This window comes from Bradyrhizobium sp. LjRoot220 (genome assembly GCF_964252915.1).
Taxonomy (GTDB): domain Bacteria; phylum Pseudomonadota; class Alphaproteobacteria; order Rhizobiales; family Xanthobacteraceae; genus Bradyrhizobium.
Map to the genome: position 1 here is coordinate 237,197 of NZ_CAXUPS020000002.1, position 17,327 is coordinate 254,523.

The window sequence follows — 17,327 nt, forward strand, 5'->3', positions numbered from 1 at the left end:
CGACGACGGGTTCACGGGATCGCGGCGCTGATGCTCGAAAGCCATGCCCGGCTTTGAGGCCGCCTTTCAGGCGGCCTTTTTCTTTGTCGTCTTCTTGACGGTCTTCCTGGCGGTCTTCTTATTTGTAGCTTTTTTGACAGCCTTCTTCGTAGTTTTCTTGGCGGCTTTCTTCGTGGTTGTCTTCTTGGCCAGGTAGGCGCCGACGCTCTTCGACGAGTGCCCAACGGCGGCAACCGCTGCTTTCAATTTGGCCGGGGTGACCTTGAATTTCTTCGACCAGTAGCGGACCTCATGGGGCTGGCTCATTGCGATCAGGGCGCGGTCGGCAGCCTTGTTGTTCTGCTCTGTGATGTAGGCTTCGACTTTCCTGGCGGAGCGGCCGACCTTCTTGACGGCGGCTTTCAAGTGGGCCGGCGTGATCTTCAATTTCTTCGACCAATAGGCGACTTCGTAAGCTTCGCCCATTGCGATCAGCGCAGCATCGGCACCGCCGCGCTTCGTCTTGTTATCCGCCATCCCATGCTCCTGTCATGTTGTGAAATTCGGCACCCAGGGGGCAACCTAACATGGCCGTCCGCCCTCGGACAGATTCGGGCCTGTGGAGAATTCAGGCCGGGCGGGCCATTGTTGCGGGCGCGTTTTCCGGCGACAGTTTCGCAGCTGCGCGTGACGAACGAAATTCGGACTGATGTGTTATGGCTGTGAGCAGGCTGCCGTGGAGATGCCATCGATGCGCTATCAACTCTATTACTGGCCGCACATTCAGGGCCGCGGCGAATATGTCCGGCTTGCGCTGGAGGAAGCCGGCGCTGTCTATACCGACGTGGCGCGAAGCGGCAACGGCACGAGTGCCATGATGAAGATGATGGAGACCGCGAAGGGCACGCCGCCGTTTGCGCCGCCGTTCCTGAAATCAGGAAAGCTCGTGATCGGCCAGACCGCCAACATCCTACTCTATCTCGGATCGCGGCACGGGCTGGCGCCGAAAGCGGAGGCGGCAAAGCTGTGGGTGCATCAGCTGCAGCTGACGATTGCGGATTTCGTACTGGAAGCTCACGATACCCACCATCCGCTCGGCCCGTCGCTCTATTACGAGGAGCAGAAGGCGCCGGCGAAAAAGCGCACCGCCGAATTCTGGAAGTCACGCGTGCCGAAGTATCTGGATTATTTCGAGGCCTTGCTGGCTGCCAATGGCGGCGCCTGGGTCACCGGCCGCCGCCTGACCTATGTCGACCTGTCGCTGTTCCAGATCGTCGAGGGCCTGCGTTACGCCTTTCCCAAGCGCATGAAGGCCTTTGAAAAGCGCATCCCCCGCCTGGTCGAACTGCGCGACCGCGTCGCCGCGCGGCCGAACATCAAGGCCTACCTCGCCAGCGATCGTAGGATTGCCTTCAACGAGGATGGGATTTTCCGGCGGTATAAGGCGCTGGATATCTAGCTTTTGTCATTCCGGGATGCGCCGCTTGGCGCAGGCCTCAGATGCGCAATTGCGCATCGGGGAATCCATACTCCCGATCGTGGTTATGGATTCCGGGCTCACGCTTCGCGTGCCCCGGAATGACAATCACTATCGATTGCGTCCATCCACCGGCGTCATCGCCAGCTTCGACAATTCGACGCCGTCGATGCAGCTCACGTTGAGCGCGATCACGTCGCTGCCGTCGGGCTTGGTGCCGCGGGCAAAGACGTCGACGCCGCAATCGATGCAGAGCTGATGGTGGATGGCGTGCTTGTTGAAGAGATATTCCCGCAAGTTCTCCTCGCCGGCGCGGAGATGAAAGCTCTTCGGCTCCAGGAAGGTGAAATGCAGGCCTTTCTTGGTGCAGATCGAGCAGTTGCAGTCGGTCACCATGGCCAGGTCGGTGGTGCATTCGAACCGCACCTGGCCGCAATGGCAGCCGCCCGTATAGGTCTTGCTGTCAGGCATCGTATCCCCCTCACCAGATTCCCGGCAGCAGACGATAGCGCACCCGCGCAGCGTAGTCAGCATAGCCCGGCAGCCCCGCGATCAGCGCGCGCTCCTCGATTCCTGCGCGAATAGCGAACAGGACGGCGAACACCGGCGCCAGCGCCACGCCCCACCATGATCCCACCAGCAGCGGCACGCCGAAGAAAAACAGCATGACGCCGCTGTACATGGGATGGCGGACAAAGGCGTACGGGCCTGTCGAGATCACGTGATGGTCGCGCGCGGTCTGTACCTTGATCACGGGAGCTGCAAAGGAGTTTTCGCGAAACACCCACATGCTGACGCCGGTCGAGAGCAGGAACATCGCAAATCCCAGCACCTGCAGCGCCAGGGGGACGTGGGAGGCCTCCATGCGCCGGTCCAGTCCCATCGCGACGATCCAGATCAGCGCCGTGGCGGCGAACACCAGCATGAATTTCTTGTCGCTAGCCGGTTGTTCCTCGCGCGCCGTCAGCCGCAGGCGTTCGGCCAGCAGCGCCGGATCGTGTTTCGCGAGCCACAATCCGCAAGCCGGGCCGAGCACCGCCGACGTCGCCAGCAACACCCACGCGCCCGGCCAATCCAGCGCGCCGGCGGAGGCGAACAACAGCACACCCATCGCGACGATGAAGAAAGTATTCTGCAGCAACAGCTTCGCGATCATGCGGTATCCCCATTGCCTGGGGCATCATGATCGCGCGATTTTTCGGCAAACTTGCGGCGTTCGGCCAATCTCGTGGGGCCCGGCGGGCGGCCCTTATGCGAGCTGGTCGATCCGCGTTCCCTGTCCGGGCGGCAGGGCGGCAAGCACGGTCGGCTTCGGCAGGCGCGTGCCGTCGGCGGCGGCACCGTTTTGGACATCGGCGCGCTTTACGTCGACGGGCTTCAGCTCAGGTTTGGGCGCGCTGGCTTCAGGCGGCTTGATCTGCACCGGCGCGGACACAGCTGAGATATCCATCGGGAACTATCCTCTTCGTTGCCTCCGACACTGGAGCCATTGAAGCGAACGATGTGTGAATGCCGGCCGGCGATCCTGCCCGATGGTGAACGGGGGGCTCGCGATTTCATTAGAATGCCGTGGATTCCAGCGAGCGCCGCTACTCGTCCTTGCCGCGTGTGACTGCGATCGCCGCCTCGGTCTTGGTGCGCGTGCATTCCATGTTGAGACGGCGGTAGCGCATCGAAACCTTGTCGCCGCGCAGGATGCCCATGCGCTTCAGGCAGCGCGTGGTGCCGGTCACGGCGTCCGGTTTCGGAATGGTGAAGACGAGGGCTGCGGCCGCGCCGACCAGGTTGGAGAACTCCGGTTTGAATTTGCGGTCGGTCTTCGCGTAGAGCTCGAGCGAGTAGTTCTGGCCGCGGCAGCCGATCGAAAATTCCTTGGTCGCGGGATGCGTCAGATAGACGATGTTGCGGGCCTTGAGGTTGACCTTGACCCCGTCGATCTGGCTCGCCAATTGCTTGGCGACGTCGTCGCAGCGGTCGGCGCGGGCCGGCGAGGCTGAGAAGGCGGCTAGCGCAAGTGCTGCTGCGAACAGGACCGATCGGCGAAACTGTCGTCGTGATGCCATTTGTAAATGCCCCTTGCGCCCATTGAAGCCTGCGCGGCAGCTTCCTGCAAGAGCCCTGGTCGAATGTCAATCAGAAGCCGCGTCAGCTGTGCGTCAGAAACCGTAAATGGAAACGCCGATATAAAACACGATCATAGCGAACGCGGCAAAGGCGAAGGCGCTGGCCGCCACCAGCGGATACGCGATGATCTGCGCTGGCGTCCGGAACGTGCTGAATTCCAACCCCTGCAATAGAACCGGGGGCAAGTAGCTCAGCCAGGTCATCACGACCATCGCGGCGAGCGCGATGAGCGCGTGGCGCACGCGGCCGATCGCCGCGAATATCAGCGTTGCCAGCGCCAGCACCGGATGGATCGCCAAATGCAGCTTGATGACCGCGCCCTCGATACCGGGACCCGGGAATTCCGACATGTCCCCCAACAGATTCGGCGCACTGGACAAGCCATGGACGAGCTCGATCAGCGCGATCACGCCCAGCGCAATGCGCAGGCCGATCCGGCGCGGGGTGGGCGTGGCAGGGGCTGTCTCCGCCTCCGGGGCAGGCTTCCTGATATCGATCGTCGTCATCTCTGTCCTCATTGCTTTGCCGGCGTCAGGAGCCGCGAATGGTGACCCGGATCGCAAGCGCCATCACGGCGACGACGTTGAACAAGGTGGGAATGCTGACCAGTGCGGTGGCAAGGCCCAACCGCCGGTTGCGCATGGCAAAGCCGATGAACGGCCAACAGCGGAAAAATGATGATCTGCGCGGGCCACCAGATCACGCCGATGCCGGTGAGATCCATTCCTGATGACACCACGGTTGGCATGAACATCAGCCAGGTCACGATGATGACCGCGCCGAGTTCGACAATCGCAGGCCGTACGCGCCCGGTGGCGGCGAACAGCAATGCCGCCAGCGCCAGCAAAGGATGCATGACGCTGGCGGCGCCACTGAGGCCTGACACCACGATTTCAGGATCACCGAAGATCGCCCAAGCCACCGACAGGCCGTCGAGGACTTCAAGTACCGCGATGATGATCAGGACGATGTGTAGATCAAGCCCGCGCTGGGCCGACGGGATTGGGGGAGGGGCGGGCAGGCTGGTTGTTTCGGTCATCGCGGCCACGGTCGAATCGGTCCTCGCCCCCGGGAATGGGATGGCGAGCATTGGTGTTGGCCGGGAGCTTTTGGGTTCAGGGAGGCGGAGCCTTTTGCACGAGCCTCCCTCGCATTTCCGTCAGGCGGTGATCACGTTTCCGCTCCGCGCCATCTTGGTTAGGGTCGCTGCCAACGTGGAGTGGTAGGTCGTGGGTTACGACGTTCCGTGGCGGGAGATCTGACAGTAGCCGGTCACCGCTGTCTCGACCAGTTCGAGCTAGCCGAGGGCTGGAGTTTTTATCGCTAAAGGAACTCCACGGGCATCGCAGCTGCATTTTGAACGCTTCTAACGTCAAGCAAAAGCGTCTAGATAGACCTCCAAACTCCCCTAGAGGTCCGCCCATGAACGCCCCCACCGCCTTTCCCGACCCCAAGCCCGTTCCGCCCTACAAGCACACGCCGCTGTTTCCGCTGGGCGCGGACACCACGCCCTATAAGAAGATCACGACGGACGGCGTGCGGGTCGAGAAGGTGCTCGGCAAGGACATGCTGGTGGTGTCGCGCGAGGCGCTGCGGGCGCTGTCGGAGGCCGCTTTTGGCGACATCAACCATTATCTGCGGCCCGGCCATCTGAAGCAGCTGGCCAACATCCTCGAGGACAAGGAAGCCAGCGACAACGACAAGTTCGTGGCGTTTGATTTCCTCAAGAACGCCAACATCGCCGCCGGTGGCGTGCTGCCGATGTGCCAGGACACCGGTACAGCGATCATCATGGGCAAGAAGGGCGCCGGCGTCATCACCGATGGCGACGACGAGGCGGCGCTGAGCGAAGGCGCGCGCGACGCTTATTTGCGCCGTAACCTGCGTTATTCGCAGGTGGCGCCGATCTCGATGTATGAGGAAAAGAACACCGCCAACAACATGCCGGCGCAGTGCGAGATCTACGCCGAGGGCGATGACTCTTACAAATTCATGTTCATGGCCAAGGGTGGCGGCAGCGCCAACAAGAGTTTTCTGTTTCAGGCGACGCCGTCGGTGCTGACAAAAGACCGCCTGCTGGCGTTCCTGAAGGAGAAGGTGCTGACGCTCGGCACCGCGGCGTGCCCGCCCTATCACCTGGCGATCGTGATCGGCGGCACCTCGGCCGAACTCTGCATGAAGACGGTGAAGCTGGCGTCTGCGCGCTATCTCGATGCGCTGCCCACGCACGGTTCAGCTGACGGTAACGCCTTCCGCGATCTGGAGATGGAGCAGGAAATTTTGAAAATGACGCAGTCGCTCGGCGTCGGCGCGCAGTTCGGCGGCAAATATTTTTGCCACGACGTGCGCGTGATCCGGATGCCGCGCCACGGTGCCTCGCTGCCCATCGGCCTCGGCGTGTCTTGTTCGGCTGACCGCCAGGTGCTCGGCAAGATCACCAAAGACGGCGTCTATCTGGAGGAACTCGAGCATAACCCGGCGCAGTATCTGCCGGCGGTCGAGCAGGCGCTCGGCGGCGAAGTCGTAAAGATCGATCTCAACCAGCCGATGAAGGATATTCTGGCGACGCTTTCAAAACATCCGATCAAGACACGGGTGTCGATGACCGGCACCATGATCGTCGCGCGCGATTCCGCGCACGCCAAATTGCGCGAGCGGCTGGAGAAGGGCGAGCCGCTGCCGGACTACTTCAAGAACCATCCGGTGTATTACGCCGGTCCCGCCAAGACGCCCGATGGTTACGCGTCAGGCGCGTTCGGTCCGACCACCGCGGGCCGGATGGATTCTTTCGTCGACCAGTTCCAGGCCGCGGGCGGCTCGATGGTGATGGTCGCCAAGGGTAACCGCGCGGTCGCGGTGCGCGAGGCCTGCAAGAAGCATGGCGGCTTCTATCTCGGCTCGATCGGTGGAGCGGCGGCCAACCTCGCCGAGCACTGCATCAAGAAGGTCGAGGTGGTGGAATATCCCGAACTCGGCATGGAAGCGATCTGGCGCATCGAGGTGGTGGATTTCCCGGCCTTCATCATCATCGACGACAAGGGCAATGATTTTTTCAAGGAATTGAATCTGGGGTAGTCGTGCCTCGTTCGGCAGCATTGTGAGCGAGGATATGATGATCGAGTGGTTCGACGACCTGAAGGTCGGTATGCAATTCAAGAGCGACGGGGTGACGGTGTCGAAGGACGACATCATCCGCTTCGCGACCGAATATGATCCACAGCCGTTCCACCTCGACGAGGAAGCGGCGAAGAACACCATACTTGGCGGCCTCGCTGCTTCCGGATGGCAGACAGCGGCCATTGCGATGCGGCTCGCGTCGAGTTGTCGTCCGTTCGGACCACATCCGCTGTTCGGCGCTGGTGTCGATGATCTCCGCTGGCTGAAACCGGTGCGGCCCGGCGACACCATTCATCTTGAAGGGGAACTGGTCGAACTGGTGCCGTCACGCTCGAAGCCGCATGGCGTCGCTCGCATCAAATGGACCGCCTACAATCAGCACGGCGAGGCGGTTTACACCTTCAATCCGATTGCCATCGTGCCCAGCCGCCCGAAGTGAGTGCGAGGTCAGGGCACAGGGTCCTCGGGCTCGACGGATTCAGCAAGGGCTGGGTCGCCGTTTTCCTCCACGGCGATGCGCATGAAATCTCCTTCCATGGCGACGTCACGCAGGCTCTGTCGCGTCCGTTCGATCGAGCGAGCATCGATATTCCGATAGGTATGACGGTCGATGGCGAGCGCGACTGCGATGTGCTGGCGCGCGCAATGTTGCGCCCGCACACCTCGCGAGTTTTCACGGGGGCGCGGCGCTGGATTTGGCAAGACTTCAGCGATCCCGACGAAGCGAACGGGGAATGCGTGCGACGCGGCCAGAAGCGAGTGTCGCGCCAGCTCTGGCATCTCGGACCGAAGATCATGGAGGTAGACGCTTTCCTGCGTGAGCATCGCACGCTGGACATCCGCGAGGTCCATCCCGAGTTGGTGTTTCTTCGGTTGAACGCAAACAATCCCTTGCCGTCGAAGAAATCCGAGGAAGGAGATTCCCTTCGTCGGAGGTTGCTCAAGCGGAGCGGGCTTTGCGATATCGACCAATGGCTCAGCAAGGCGCGGATCGGCACCGGCGCGAAGCGCGACGATGTGCTGGACGCCTGCGCCGTGGCAATTGCCGCGCGCGAACCTGCTGGGAGTGTCGGATCGCCCCAGCCGGACGCGCACAATCTTCCGATGCAGATCTGGTTTTAGTCGATGGCTTCTCGAACGTAGGGGGCCACGACGAGATATGTGCCGAGATCGCCTCACCGTGGGGTGGATTCATCCTCGACAAGAAACAGGCTTTGCAGGTCTCCGTTGAGCTTTTCGCCTGCGGCTGAGAGCAACGTGAAACCCGCTTCGTCTCCATCTATTTGGTTCACGCCATCCAAGACACCCAGGATGTTTGAGGCCATATCCAAGCTCACTTGGCGCATGATCTCAAAGAGAATCGACCGCTGCTCTTCTGTGAGCGAGCTGAAGAGTGCCAAAGCACTACGCCAATAACGGTCGGATGCCTCAGAGGCAGACATTATTGAGAAAAAGGTCTCGATAAATCGAAACATTTTCTTCGACAACGGCTCGCATAATCTCAGAGGCAAATACCTTCGGTGTCATAGAGGAGCGCCCAAAAAGGATTTTGGACATTTGGTCTTGCTCATTTGAATTAGCTGCTGAAATGGTGCTTGCCCCCGACTCCTCAACTGCAATTCGTCACCTGGTTGGAGCACAGGCTGCGCCACCAGCCGCGGACACCGTCTTCGCTTTCGACCAGGCCCCAATAGCCGCTGCAGGCGAGCAGCCGCTTCGGGCCGCCGTCGGTGTCGAGCGTGCCGCCTGACTTGCGCATCGCCGGTGTCCACTTCGCATCGGCGAATGGCGCCTGAAATAATCCTCCCATCCGCGTGGCGCCATTGGCGTAGTTGGCTCCGACCTTGTTGGCGGCGACCCAGCCGCGCCCTGAATATGGCTTTGGCGCGTTGCGCGGATATTTCTTCTCGTCCTCATATTCCTTGCCGGGCGGCGTTGCGCCCTCGATCAGGAACCAGCCGTCCTTGAAGCCGATGATGCGAAATTCAGTGAGCCAGCCGCCTTCCGGCGTGTTTTCGCTGCCGCGCGTCTTCAGCCGGTAGGGTGGCGGCAACGTGCCCAGCACGCGCGATTTCACCGACGGCTCGGCGCGGACGTTGAGGCCCTTGGGGTCACGATCTTCGGACCACGCGCCGAAATCGCAGGGTTCGGTCCCGGCGGGCAGCGCCGCGCGCTTCGCCGCGAGTTCGGCGTGTCGTTGCTCGAACCCGCTCTCTTCACCGTCGGGATCGGTCATCGTGGTGTAGCGGTTGCCGCGCGCGGGGTCGCTGCGCGGCTTCAGTTCAGCCGATAGCGCGTGCCGCGCATCCTTATCGAGCGTGACGACAAGTACTTCGCGGGGTGCGAACACGCTGAAGTGCGATTTCGGGTCGTTCGCGCTGGCCGGATAGACCGCGAGGTATCCGGTCATGTCCGTGGTGCGGTACGCTTCGCCCGCGACAAAGCCCGCCGGCACCAGAGCGAGCGCGCTGGCGCGCCATGCCGGCTCAGGCTCGGGCGCGGATTGTGCGATCGCCGCCGTCACCAGGGAGGCGACGGCGGCGATTGAAAGCAGGGCGATCTTTTGCATGCAGCAAAACAGCGAGGGAGCGAAGCTGCTCCCTGACGCTCAGGCCCGCGTCCCCGTGAACGGAAAGCTGCCCATCGGGCCGATGCCCATTTCGCCGGACATGTTGTCGCCGGAAACCTTTCCGGTGAAGGCGAGCGTCAGCGGCATCGGGTTGGTGATGGAGATTTTCCAGGCGACGTCGTCGCCGTTGGCGGTGCCGTCGAAGATTTCGCCGGAATTGCCGTCAGCGCCTTGGGTGCCCGTCAGCGTGCCGCCGGCATTGTTCAATGTCAGCGTCGCCTTGCGTTCGCCCATCGGCGTGGTCATGACGATGTTCCAGTTTCCGTCCACGGCCATCTTGGTCTCCCCGATACATTTCCCAGTAACCGGAATGGTCCTGGGTTCTCCCGCGGCGGTATAGCCTATCTGGCCGCGCAAGCCCAACCCTGTTGTTTTGCGCCACTCAGGCGGCGCGGGCGGCCGCGCGCAGGCGGTTGCCGACCAGGACGCGGAATGCGACATACTGCGCGGCGAACATGGCGATCTTGGCGCCGATCAGCACCACGGTCACATAGAATGTCCACAGCTTCATGTCGCCGGTCATCGCCACGCCGATGGTGCCGGCGGCGAGTACGAAACACAGCGCGGCCCAGGCGTAGCCCGCGGCGGTGACGTACTCCGGAATGGTCTGGGTCACGATCGGCGGCATGTAGCGCAGCATCCAGCCGCGCTTGAGCATGATGGCGCCGATCGCAAAATGCCCGATCGCGGGTTTTGCCAGCACGAAGCGCGGGTCGTGGGTCAAAAGCGTCGCGCTGCCGAGCACGATCACGAGCGCGAGGCTGGCCCAGGTCATGTAGCCGAGCTCCTTGCCCTTGATGCGCGAATAGATCACCTGGCCGACGGCGCCTGCGATCGCCACACCGGTTGCCAGCAAGACATTGTTTGTGGCGAGGTAGATCGCGAGGAACACGATGGTGGAGAAAAAGTCGGCACCTAATCTCGCGAATACGTCCTTCATCGTGCTGTCCTCTGCTGACTGCGGTGATTGATGTTAAGTCTCAGTGGGTTTCGGGCAAGGCGTTGGCGGGCGGGGTGCCATACTTCGCCTTGCGGTGTTCGGGATACCATTTGGTGAAGTAGACCGCACTGTTGCGGGCGGCGAAGGCGATCAGCAATCCCGACCATAGCGGCAGGCCCGGCACGTAGATCAGCGCAGCATTGCCGGCCATCATCAGCAGCATCGACGCGACCCACGCCCAGGTGATGATGTAGTTCGCCTTGATGAAACCGGGCAGCTTCGCGGTCTCGGCATCCACTGCTTCGAGCGCATATTGCAGCGTGAAGGGTTTTCTGGCCACGATCGAGCCCAGCGTGACCAGGAATATGCCGGCATCGACGGCGAACTTCACGCCGGAGATGCTCAAGTCGGGATCGATCTCGGTGACGTAGCCGCCGACCGCGGTGAAGACCACCACCGAGCCCGCACCGAGGATCTTCAGCGAGCGGCCGCGAACCCTGTCGTACGCGATCACCGCGAGGCAGATCGCAGCAGCGGTGAACAGGCTGACGTCGGCCGAACTCAGCAGCATCAGCAGGGAGAAGGCAGCGTAGGGGGCGAGGATCAGGAAGATCGTCATGGCAGCCTCTCAGGCGATATCTTTACATCGTAAAGATACTCTAGAGAGGTCCGTAGGAGCGGTCAAGAAAAATCTTTACAGTGTCAAAATAGAAGCATGCCAGAGATTGTATTCAGCTCATGTTCCGTGTCGATCCTTGATCACGGCCAGAATCGCGTCAGCGCCATCAGCGCGGCTACGAGCAGTATGAGGAGGGTGAGCAGAATGCCGCCGACTCGGCAGATCTGAAACTGCATGGAGCGTGGGCCGACATACATGCCGAGCGGATGCAGCAGCCGCGCCGCCAGCAGTCCGCCCATCAGCAGATGTACCCGCACAGCCGGCACTCCCGACGTCTCAAGCATCGCGACCAGCAACGCGATGATGGGGACGTATTCGGCAAAGTTGCCGTGCGCGCGAATGGCGCTGCGCAGCTCGATATTGTCGCCGTCGCCGAACACGACGCGGTGTCCGAGCCGCAGCCGCGAGACCTGCAGGCCGAGCACGAGGTACAGCAGCGCAAGAATGGCGAGATAGAAGCCGGTGATCGCAGGCGCGTGCATGTGTGTTGCCCCCGGGATGACTCATAACGTCATTCCGGGGCGCGCGTTAGCGCGAACCCGGAATCTCGACCTTGTCGTATTCAATTATCTCGAGATTCCGGGTTCGATGCGTCGCATCGCCCCGGAATGACGGGCTAGCTAGCGCGTCAGTTCGCACTCACCCAATTGCCATGGAATCCGTCAGGCACGCGGTGCCCGAGATGCACCAGCGCCACCGGGCCTGCTTCGACATCCCTGGCATTGAACACCGCAAGGTCGCTGCGATTTTCGCGCGCGCGCCAGACGGCGGCCAAGAGCCAGCCGTCGCCCTCGGCGGCGTCTTCGCCGCGCTCGACGAAGACAGCTTCGGAAATGGTATCGCCGGCGGGCAGCAGATAATTGCCGAGCCGCTTGCCCTTGCCGTCGACATGCACGATGCCGGCGAGTGCGCCGAACATCGGCAGGTCAGGATTGGCGCAGGCGTACCAGCCGTGGTTGCTGGCGAGACCTGCGCGGCGATCGTCGATGCGCGGGAATTCACCGGTCAGATCGTCGAGATAAACTTGCGTGAAGCGGTCGGTATTGCCGGAGAGATCGAAGGTCCAGCGGCAATGCCGCGCGCGCGATTTCGCCGGATCCGTCGGCGAGCCGTCGGGATGGGTGAACAGCGGCGCCTCCTCAAACTGCATCACGTCGGCGACGACGAGATTGCCTTGTTCCCACGCGTTCATGACGTGGAAGACGTAGCAGCTTTCGGCGCGGAACCAGACGATGTCTTTGGCGGAGCCGTTGCGCTTCATGACGCCGACATAGGCGCCTTTCTCCGGCTCCCAGGCGTAAGGCGGCTTGCCGCGCATCGCCCGCTCCATGCTGCCGGTGATGGGCAGGATCGGAAACAGTAGGTGATTTTCGGTGACGATGAAGTCATGCACCATGCTGGCATAGGGCGCCTCGAAGCGATCGAAGCGCGTCACCACGCCCGCCGCATTGACTGATCCGAACGACAGGGCAGGGGTCAAGGGTCCGGCTGCGTTATAGCCGAAGAACACCATCTCGCCGGTGACGGGATCGATCTTGGGATGCGCCGTGAAAGGCCCGGCGATCGCGCCCTTGTAGTCGCAATAGCCGAGACGCTCCAGAGTACCCGGCTCGATCTCGGTCGGCATGTGGCCTTCTTCCAGCGCCAGCAGGCGGCCGCCGTGGAAGATGATGTTGGTGTTGGCGACGCCGCCGTCCTGGGTGATATCAGGCGGCGCGTCGGGCAGCTTGCGGCCGAAGCCGCCGAACAGCGCGCGGCCGGCGTCGTGCTCGGCAAGCCATTTCGGGGTGCGGACCCAGCGGTTGCGATAGCTGGCGCGGCCGTTCTCGAGATGGAAGGCGTGCAGCATGCCGTCGCCGACGAACCAGTGCGCGCCCGGCGCCTCGAATTGCGGGTTGGGGCCATTGCGATAGAGCGTGCCGTTGAGCTCGCGCGGCAACTCGCCGGTGACTTTCAGGAACGGCGCGTCGCATTCCATCGGAATCGGCGCCAGATTGCTTCGCGCCGGATTGGTCGCCACTTGGTCAAGCATGCGTCGTCGCCTCCCCTGATTTATCTTTACAACGTAAAGATACGTATAGGAAGACGCGGCGCGCCGTCAAGCAAAATCTTTACAGTGTCAAATTGGGCCCTAAGTCGGCATCACGAGAAAATCGAAGCCGGGCGCACGCAAACGCGCGCCCGGAATCTTGATCACATCGGTTCCGAGTTCGTCGCTGACGCTGGCTTACGCCGCCCCCACCCAATTGCCATGGATGCCATCGGGCACGCGATGTCCGAGTTCGACCAGCGCGATGGGGCCGCCGGCCACATCGGTGGCCTGGAATACGGCAAGATCGCTGCGGTTTTCGCGGCCGCGGCAGATCACCGACAGCAACCAGCCGTCTCCTTCGCTGGCGTCATCGCTGCGGGCGACGAACGCCGGTTCGGAGAGGGTATCGCCCGGCGGCAGCAGATACTGGCCCAGCCGCGATCCGTTGCCATCGACATGCATCACACCTGACAAGGCGCCGGCGGCCGGCTGGTCCGGATTGGCGCAGGAGTACCAGCCGTGGCGGTTGGGAGAGCCAACGCGGTCGTCGCATACGCGCGGGAATTCGCCGGCGATGTCGTCGAGCCAGGTCTGGGTGAAACGGTCGGTATTGCCAGCGAGGTCGAAGGTCCAGCGGCACAGCCGGGCGCGCGTCTTGCTCGGGTCGGTCGGCCGGCCGTCGGGATGGCTGAACAGCGGTGGTTCGCCGTATTGCATCACGTCGGCGATGATGCGGTCGCCTTCCTCCCAGGCATTCATGACGTGAAACACGTAGCAGGTCTCGGCGCGAAACCAGACGATATCGCCCGGAGCGCCGCGGCGTTTCATGACGCCGACATAGCCGCCCTTGTCGGGCTCCCAGGCGTAAGGCTGTCCGCCGCGCATCACGCGCTCGATGCTGCCGGTGAGCGGCAGGACCGGAAACAGCAGATGATTTTCGGTGACGATGAAGTCGTGCACCATGCTGGCATAGGGCGCTTCGAAGCGCTCGAACCGCGTCACCACGCCCGACGCATTGACCGATCCGAACGACAGGGCAGGGGTCAGGGGTCCTGCGGCATTGTAGCCGAAGAACACCATTTCGCCGGTGACGGGATCGATCTTGGGATGCGCCGTAAAGGGACCGCTGATGCCGGCACCGTAATCGCAGTAGCCCCGCGTCTTCAGCGTGCCGGGCTCGATCTCGGTCGGCAGATGGCCCTCTTCCAGCGCCAGCAGGCGGCCGCCGTGGAAGATGATGTTGGTGTTGGCGACGCCGCCGTCCATGGTGGTCGCAGCCGGCGCGTCGGGCCGTCGCAGGCCGAAGCCGCCGAACAGCGCGCGGCCGGCGTCGTGCTCGGCCTGCCATTTCGGGGTGCGGACCCAGCGGTTGCGATAGCTGGCGCGGCCGTTCTCGAGATGGAAGGCGTGCAGCATGCCGTCGCCGACGAACCAGTGGGCGCCGGGCGCCTCGAATTGCGGGTTGGGCCCGTTGCGATAGAGCGTGCCGTTGAGCTCGCGCGGCAACTCGCCGGTCACTTTCAGGAACGGCGCGTCACATTCCATCGGAATCGGCGCGGTATTGGTCCGAGCCGCCTTGGTCGCCACTTGATCGAGCATCGAGCGTTCCTCCGGGTTGATCTTTACAATGTAAAGATACCACTACGCGGCAAGGCGGCCATCGTCAAGCAAAATCTTTACAGTGTAAAAATTGACGCTATAAGGATTCGCATGACGAGAACATCGAGAGAAAGCAAAGTGGTCCGCAGTCCCGCGCGGAAGCGTCGGCCGGCGAAGGCGGGCGCGGAGAAGCCGGCGGGCCGCCGCCGGCGTTCGCCCGGCGATACCCCCTATCATCATGGCGATCTGCATGAAGCGTTGCTGAAGGCGGCCGAGCGGGTGCTGGAACGCGACGGCCTGGCCGGGCTGACGCTGCGCGCGGTGGCACGCGAAGCCGGCGTCTCGCATGCCGCGCCAACCCATCATTTCGGTGATCTCACCGGTCTGGTCAGCGAACTCGCCGCGATCGGTTTCCGGATGTTCAATGCGGCGATGGAGGCTGCCGGCAACAGCGAAACGCATCCGATGATGCAGGGGCTGGCGAGCGCCAAGGCCTACGTCGCCTACGCGCAGGCGCATCCAGGCATGTACGGGGTGATGTTCCGCAGCCAGCGGCTCGATTATTCGCGCCCCTCGCTGCGTGAAGCCGCCGAGGCCTCGTTCGCCGGATTGACCGGCGGGGTCGCCGCCAGCCGGCAGGAGCATATCTCCACGGATACGTTATCGCTGGATCAGGCTGCCGCGATCGCGCGCGCCTGGTCGCTGGTGCATGGGTTCACCATGCTGCTGCTCGATGGCCGCCTCTCCGGTATTCTGGAGCGATTGCCCGAGGGCACGTCTGCCGACAAACTGCTGGACGCGATGCTGCGCTCGACCGTCGGCCGCGGGCCGGCAGTGTAAACCACGGCACTATCGCCCACGGTGCCCTACATCGCCCTGCGGTGATCCGCCTTGAAGTGATCGCGCAGATGTTGCGCCAGAAGAATGGCTGGAGGCTGCGCGGTCTGCGATACGTGCAGCCTGATTTCCGCGGTCGGCAACGCCGGCAGGCCGTCCTCGCTGCCCAGCATTCGCAAGGATCGTGGAAACGTTCCTTCCTTTACAACGGTCACCGCCAATCCTTGCGCCACAATAGCCTCGACGGCTCCGTGGCTATGGCTGATGAAGGCAATCCGCCACCGCCTTTCGCTGCGATCGAGCGCGGCAATCGTCCAGTCCCGAAACAGACATCCATTCGGATAAAGCGCAACCGGCAACGGGTCGATATCGCGGACATTCAGCTCCGGGCTGCCGGCCCATACCGCGCGTTCGCGCCGTAGCAGTTCTCCCGATTTTTCACCCTTGGCATGCATCGCAACGACCACGTCAAACGCTTTGCCGACCCGACCGGTCATGCCGGAGGTCAGACCGGTTTCCATGTGCAGTTCGATGCCGGGATAGGAATTGCAGAACGCCTTCAAGATCGGAGGCATCAGGATGGTCCCATAGTCGTCCATCACGCCGAGCCGCACCTGGCCGGCAATCTCGTGCTGCCGCAGCCGCTGAATGGCCTCCTCGCCGAGGCTCAGGATGCGGCGCGCATAGCTAACCAGGCCTTCGCCGGCCACGCTGAGATCGACGCGATTGGTCGAGCGCGCAAACAGCTTGAGCCCAAGCTGATCTTCCAGGCGCTTGATCTGGGTACTGACGGCGGACTGTGTTCGGTTGAGCGACGCTGCTGCATCCGTGAACGAACGATGGTCCGCCACAGCAATGAAGGCCCGCAGCAGATCAGGATCGAGTTGTGCGGTGCTCATGCCATTCCGTGATAAAATTCATCTCAATTATTCGTTTTACAGATAATAGCGCGCCCGCTACCTCTGCCGCAAGACTTGCGCGAGGAGCGCTTAAGTGACAGAAATTATTGGCATATTATCTGCGGTTGCATCCAGTTCGCTGGGTGGGCTATCGGTCGGCGTGACCCGGCTCGTTGTCGGCAGCACCGACCCCATCACGCTCGGCGCCTTCAGGTTCGGAATCGGCAGTCTGCTGCTGTTGCCGCTCGCCTGGCGGCATCGGGCGCGCTGGCCCAACGTCGCTGCGCTGGCGCCGATCGCGGGATTGGGGCTGCTCTATTTCACTTTGTTTCCCGTGCTGTTCAACGCGTCCTTGATCTACACGACGGCTGCCCGTGGCTCGCTCGCGCTCTCGACGCTGCCATTACTGACCATGCTGGTGGCGGCGATGCTGCACGTCGAGACACTAACGCGCGCCAAAACGGCAGGGGTGGTGATTGCCACCGTGGGAGTGGCTGTTGCGCTGTTCACAGGGCTTGGCTCGGCCCCCTCGACGGCGTGGCGCGGTGATCTGTTGATGGTCGCCGCCGCGCTCTGTATGGCCTTCTACAGTGTCTGGTCGAGGGCATTGGCAAGGCAATACGGAGCGATGGCCTATACCGCCCTCGCCATGACCTTTGGCGCTCTCGTGCTTGTCATTCTGGCCTGGCTGCGTGGTGGCTTCGCCGCGACGGTGTCATTCGGGCCCGTCCAATGGGGCGTTGTTGGGTTCCTCGGTTTGTTCGGTGGAGCCCTCACGTTCTTGCTGTGGTCGTACGCCCTGCAGCGAACGACGCCGACGCGGGTCGCCATCTCCGTGACCGTCAACCCGATCGCGTCCGCGATCTTCGGGGCGTATGCGCTGGATGAGCCGATTACCGTCAATCTGGTAATGGGCCTCTTGCTCGTCGCGGCAGGGATTTCGGTTGCATCCTCGCCGTCGAAAGAGGAAACGGTCCGGATATAGGCCGAAACGGCGCGTCCAGCGGATGCGCCT

At 62.5% G+C, this 17,327-nt stretch carries 22 protein-coding genes; 6 read left to right on the forward strand and 16 right to left on the reverse strand.

All coding sequences use genetic code 11. The features are described from left to right. Positions 1–66 precede the first annotated feature (66 nt). Positions 67–516 carry a DUF3606 domain-containing protein gene (locus tag ACSQ84_RS09400; RefSeq protein ID WP_436211396.1) on the reverse strand — a complete coding sequence of 150 codons (450 nt, stop codon included), beginning with the start codon at positions 514–516 and terminating at the stop codon, positions 67–69. A gap of 214 nt (positions 517–730) precedes the next feature. On the opposite strand from ACSQ84_RS09400, the gene ACSQ84_RS09405 reads away from it, so the two are divergent. Further along, on the forward strand, positions 731–1,438 hold the full coding sequence (locus ACSQ84_RS09405; RefSeq protein WP_436211397.1) for a glutathione S-transferase: 708 nt from the start codon (positions 731–733) through the stop codon (positions 1,436–1,438). 129 nt (positions 1,439–1,567) lie between these two features. On the opposite strand, the gene ACSQ84_RS09410 is transcribed toward ACSQ84_RS09405, so the two are convergent. The 6 genes from ACSQ84_RS09410 to ACSQ84_RS09435 all read right to left on the reverse strand — a co-directional run bounded on the left by ACSQ84_RS09410 (position 1,568) and on the right by ACSQ84_RS09435 (position 4,628). Next, a complete protein-coding gene (locus ACSQ84_RS09410) occupies positions 1,568–1,927 on the reverse strand; it encodes a GFA family protein (protein WP_436211398.1) in 360 nt (119 codons plus the stop codon). A gap of 10 nt (positions 1,928–1,937) precedes the next feature. Continuing rightward, positions 1,938–2,612 carry a methyltransferase family protein gene (locus tag ACSQ84_RS09415; protein ID WP_436211399.1) on the reverse strand — a complete coding sequence of 225 codons (675 nt, stop codon included), beginning with the start codon at positions 2,610–2,612 and terminating at the stop codon, positions 1,938–1,940. Positions 2,613–2,705: 93 nt separating this feature from the next. Then, positions 2,706–2,906 (reverse strand): hypothetical protein, encoded by a 201-nt coding sequence (locus ACSQ84_RS09420; RefSeq protein WP_436211400.1) that lies wholly within the window; start codon positions 2,904–2,906, stop codon positions 2,706–2,708. A gap of 139 nt (positions 2,907–3,045) precedes the next feature. After that, positions 3,046–3,519: a hypothetical protein gene (locus ACSQ84_RS09425; RefSeq protein WP_436211401.1), complete on the reverse strand. Its 474-nt coding sequence runs from the start codon at positions 3,517–3,519 to the stop codon at positions 3,046–3,048. Positions 3,520–3,612: 93 nt separating this feature from the next. Further along, the gene (locus tag ACSQ84_RS09430; protein ID WP_436211402.1) at positions 3,613–4,086 is read right to left on the reverse strand and encodes a hypothetical protein; all 474 of its coding nucleotides are present in this window, start codon (positions 4,084–4,086) and stop codon (positions 3,613–3,615) included. Between the two features lie 8 nt (positions 4,087–4,094). Then, entirely contained in the window at positions 4,095–4,628 is a 534-nt protein-coding gene (locus ACSQ84_RS09435; RefSeq protein WP_436211403.1) for a hypothetical protein, read from the reverse strand. Between the two features lie 374 nt (positions 4,629–5,002). On the opposite strand from ACSQ84_RS09435, the gene ACSQ84_RS09440 reads away from it, so the two are divergent. From ACSQ84_RS09440 to ACSQ84_RS09450, 3 genes are read left to right on the forward strand one after another with little or no spacing between them, the layout of a single operon-like run. Then, positions 5,003–6,655 (forward strand): fumarate hydratase, encoded by a 1,653-nt coding sequence (locus ACSQ84_RS09440; RefSeq protein WP_436211404.1) that lies wholly within the window; start codon positions 5,003–5,005, stop codon positions 6,653–6,655. Positions 6,656–6,692: 37 nt separating this feature from the next. Continuing rightward, positions 6,693–7,136, forward strand: a complete 444-nt coding sequence (locus ACSQ84_RS09445) for a MaoC family dehydratase (protein ID WP_436211405.1) — start codon at positions 6,693–6,695, stop codon at positions 7,134–7,136. After that, positions 7,058–7,819 (forward strand): DUF429 domain-containing protein, encoded by a 762-nt coding sequence (locus ACSQ84_RS09450; RefSeq protein ID WP_436211406.1) that lies wholly within the window; start codon positions 7,058–7,060, stop codon positions 7,817–7,819. The genes ACSQ84_RS09445 and ACSQ84_RS09450 overlap by 79 nt, the downstream gene beginning before the upstream one ends. Before the next feature lie 53 nt (positions 7,820–7,872). Here the strand turns inward: ACSQ84_RS09450 and ACSQ84_RS09455 are convergent, their stop codons facing one another. From ACSQ84_RS09455 to ACSQ84_RS09490, 8 genes are all read right to left on the reverse strand, one after another. Then, entirely contained in the window at positions 7,873–8,184 is a 312-nt protein-coding gene (locus ACSQ84_RS09455) for a hypothetical protein (protein ID WP_436211407.1), read from the reverse strand. Positions 8,185–8,306: 122 nt separating this feature from the next. Further along, complete coding sequence (locus ACSQ84_RS09460) at positions 8,307–9,266, reverse strand: SH3 domain-containing protein (RefSeq protein ID WP_436211408.1); 960 nt, start codon at positions 9,264–9,266, stop codon at positions 8,307–8,309. Between the two features lie 39 nt (positions 9,267–9,305). Continuing rightward, positions 9,306–9,602 (reverse strand): hypothetical protein, encoded by a 297-nt coding sequence (locus ACSQ84_RS09465; RefSeq protein WP_436211409.1) that lies wholly within the window; start codon positions 9,600–9,602, stop codon positions 9,306–9,308. A gap of 106 nt (positions 9,603–9,708) precedes the next feature. Further along, complete coding sequence (locus tag ACSQ84_RS09470) at positions 9,709–10,266, reverse strand: inner membrane-spanning protein YciB (RefSeq protein WP_436211410.1); 558 nt, start codon at positions 10,264–10,266, stop codon at positions 9,709–9,711. Between the two features lie 40 nt (positions 10,267–10,306). Further along, positions 10,307–10,885: a hypothetical protein gene (locus tag ACSQ84_RS09475; protein WP_436211411.1), complete on the reverse strand. Its 579-nt coding sequence runs from the start codon at positions 10,883–10,885 to the stop codon at positions 10,307–10,309. A gap of 140 nt (positions 10,886–11,025) precedes the next feature. Beyond that, positions 11,026–11,427 carry an MAPEG family protein gene (locus ACSQ84_RS09480; protein ID WP_436211412.1) on the reverse strand — a complete coding sequence of 134 codons (402 nt, stop codon included), beginning with the start codon at positions 11,425–11,427 and terminating at the stop codon, positions 11,026–11,028. Positions 11,428–11,573: 146 nt separating this feature from the next. Next, a complete protein-coding gene (locus ACSQ84_RS09485) occupies positions 11,574–12,977 on the reverse strand; it encodes a carotenoid oxygenase family protein (protein WP_436211413.1) in 1,404 nt (467 codons plus the stop codon). A 195-nt stretch (positions 12,978–13,172) separates the two neighbouring features. Then, positions 13,173–14,576 (reverse strand): carotenoid oxygenase family protein, encoded by a 1,404-nt coding sequence (locus ACSQ84_RS09490; RefSeq protein ID WP_436211414.1) that lies wholly within the window; start codon positions 14,574–14,576, stop codon positions 13,173–13,175. A 111-nt stretch (positions 14,577–14,687) separates the two neighbouring features. Here ACSQ84_RS09490 and ACSQ84_RS09495 point away from each other — a divergent pair, with 111 nt between their 5' ends. Beyond that, positions 14,688–15,416 carry a TetR/AcrR family transcriptional regulator gene (locus ACSQ84_RS09495; protein ID WP_436211415.1) on the forward strand — a complete coding sequence of 243 codons (729 nt, stop codon included), beginning with the start codon at positions 14,688–14,690 and terminating at the stop codon, positions 15,414–15,416. 26 nt (positions 15,417–15,442) lie between these two features. Here the strand turns inward: ACSQ84_RS09495 and ACSQ84_RS09500 are convergent, their stop codons facing one another. After that, positions 15,443–16,312: a LysR family transcriptional regulator gene (locus tag ACSQ84_RS09500; RefSeq protein ID WP_436211416.1), complete on the reverse strand. Its 870-nt coding sequence runs from the start codon at positions 16,310–16,312 to the stop codon at positions 15,443–15,445. 94 nt (positions 16,313–16,406) lie between these two features. Between ACSQ84_RS09500 and ACSQ84_RS09505 the strand changes: the two genes are divergently transcribed. Next, positions 16,407–17,297 (forward strand): DMT family transporter, encoded by an 891-nt coding sequence (locus tag ACSQ84_RS09505; RefSeq protein WP_436211417.1) that lies wholly within the window; start codon positions 16,407–16,409, stop codon positions 17,295–17,297. The last annotated feature ends 30 nt before the right edge of the window (positions 17,298–17,327 follow it).

Bases quoted from the DNA above. Each gene is read 5' to 3' on its own strand.
- ACSQ84_RS09400 (WP_436211396.1), bottom strand. From the start codon at position 516: ATGGCGGATAACAAGACGAAGCGCGGCGGTGCCGATGCTGCGCTGATC.
- ACSQ84_RS09405 (WP_436211397.1), top strand. From the start codon at position 731: ATGCGCTATCAACTCTATTACTGGCCGCACATTCAGGGCCGCGGCGAA.
- ACSQ84_RS09410 (WP_436211398.1), bottom strand. From the start codon at position 1,927: ATGCCTGACAGCAAGACCTATACGGGCGGCTGCCATTGCGGCCAGGTG.
- ACSQ84_RS09415 (WP_436211399.1), bottom strand. From the start codon at position 2,612: ATGATCGCGAAGCTGTTGCTGCAGAATACTTTCTTCATCGTCGCGATG.
- ACSQ84_RS09420 (WP_436211400.1), bottom strand. From the start codon at position 2,906: ATGGATATCTCAGCTGTGTCCGCGCCGGTGCAGATCAAGCCGCCTGAA.
- ACSQ84_RS09425 (WP_436211401.1), bottom strand. From the start codon at position 3,519: ATGGCATCACGACGACAGTTTCGCCGATCGGTCCTGTTCGCAGCAGCA.
- ACSQ84_RS09430 (WP_436211402.1), bottom strand. From the start codon at position 4,086: ATGACGACGATCGATATCAGGAAGCCTGCCCCGGAGGCGGAGACAGCC.
- ACSQ84_RS09440 (WP_436211404.1), top strand. From the start codon at position 5,003: ATGAACGCCCCCACCGCCTTTCCCGACCCCAAGCCCGTTCCGCCCTAC.
- ACSQ84_RS09445 (WP_436211405.1), top strand. From the start codon at position 6,693: ATGATCGAGTGGTTCGACGACCTGAAGGTCGGTATGCAATTCAAGAGC.
- ACSQ84_RS09450 (WP_436211406.1), top strand. From the start codon at position 7,058: ATGGACCGCCTACAATCAGCACGGCGAGGCGGTTTACACCTTCAATCC.
- ACSQ84_RS09460 (WP_436211408.1), bottom strand. From the start codon at position 9,266: ATGCAAAAGATCGCCCTGCTTTCAATCGCCGCCGTCGCCTCCCTGGTG.
- ACSQ84_RS09465 (WP_436211409.1), bottom strand. From the start codon at position 9,602: ATGGCCGTGGACGGAAACTGGAACATCGTCATGACCACGCCGATGGGC.
- ACSQ84_RS09470 (WP_436211410.1), bottom strand. From the start codon at position 10,266: ATGAAGGACGTATTCGCGAGATTAGGTGCCGACTTTTTCTCCACCATC.
- ACSQ84_RS09475 (WP_436211411.1), bottom strand. From the start codon at position 10,885: ATGACGATCTTCCTGATCCTCGCCCCCTACGCTGCCTTCTCCCTGCTG.
- ACSQ84_RS09480 (WP_436211412.1), bottom strand. From the start codon at position 11,427: ATGCACGCGCCTGCGATCACCGGCTTCTATCTCGCCATTCTTGCGCTG.
- ACSQ84_RS09485 (WP_436211413.1), bottom strand. From the start codon at position 12,977: ATGCTTGACCAAGTGGCGACCAATCCGGCGCGAAGCAATCTGGCGCCG.
- ACSQ84_RS09490 (WP_436211414.1), bottom strand. From the start codon at position 14,576: ATGCTCGATCAAGTGGCGACCAAGGCGGCTCGGACCAATACCGCGCCG.
- ACSQ84_RS09495 (WP_436211415.1), top strand. From the start codon at position 14,688: ATGACGAGAACATCGAGAGAAAGCAAAGTGGTCCGCAGTCCCGCGCGG.
- ACSQ84_RS09500 (WP_436211416.1), bottom strand. From the start codon at position 16,312: ATGAGCACCGCACAACTCGATCCTGATCTGCTGCGGGCCTTCATTGCT.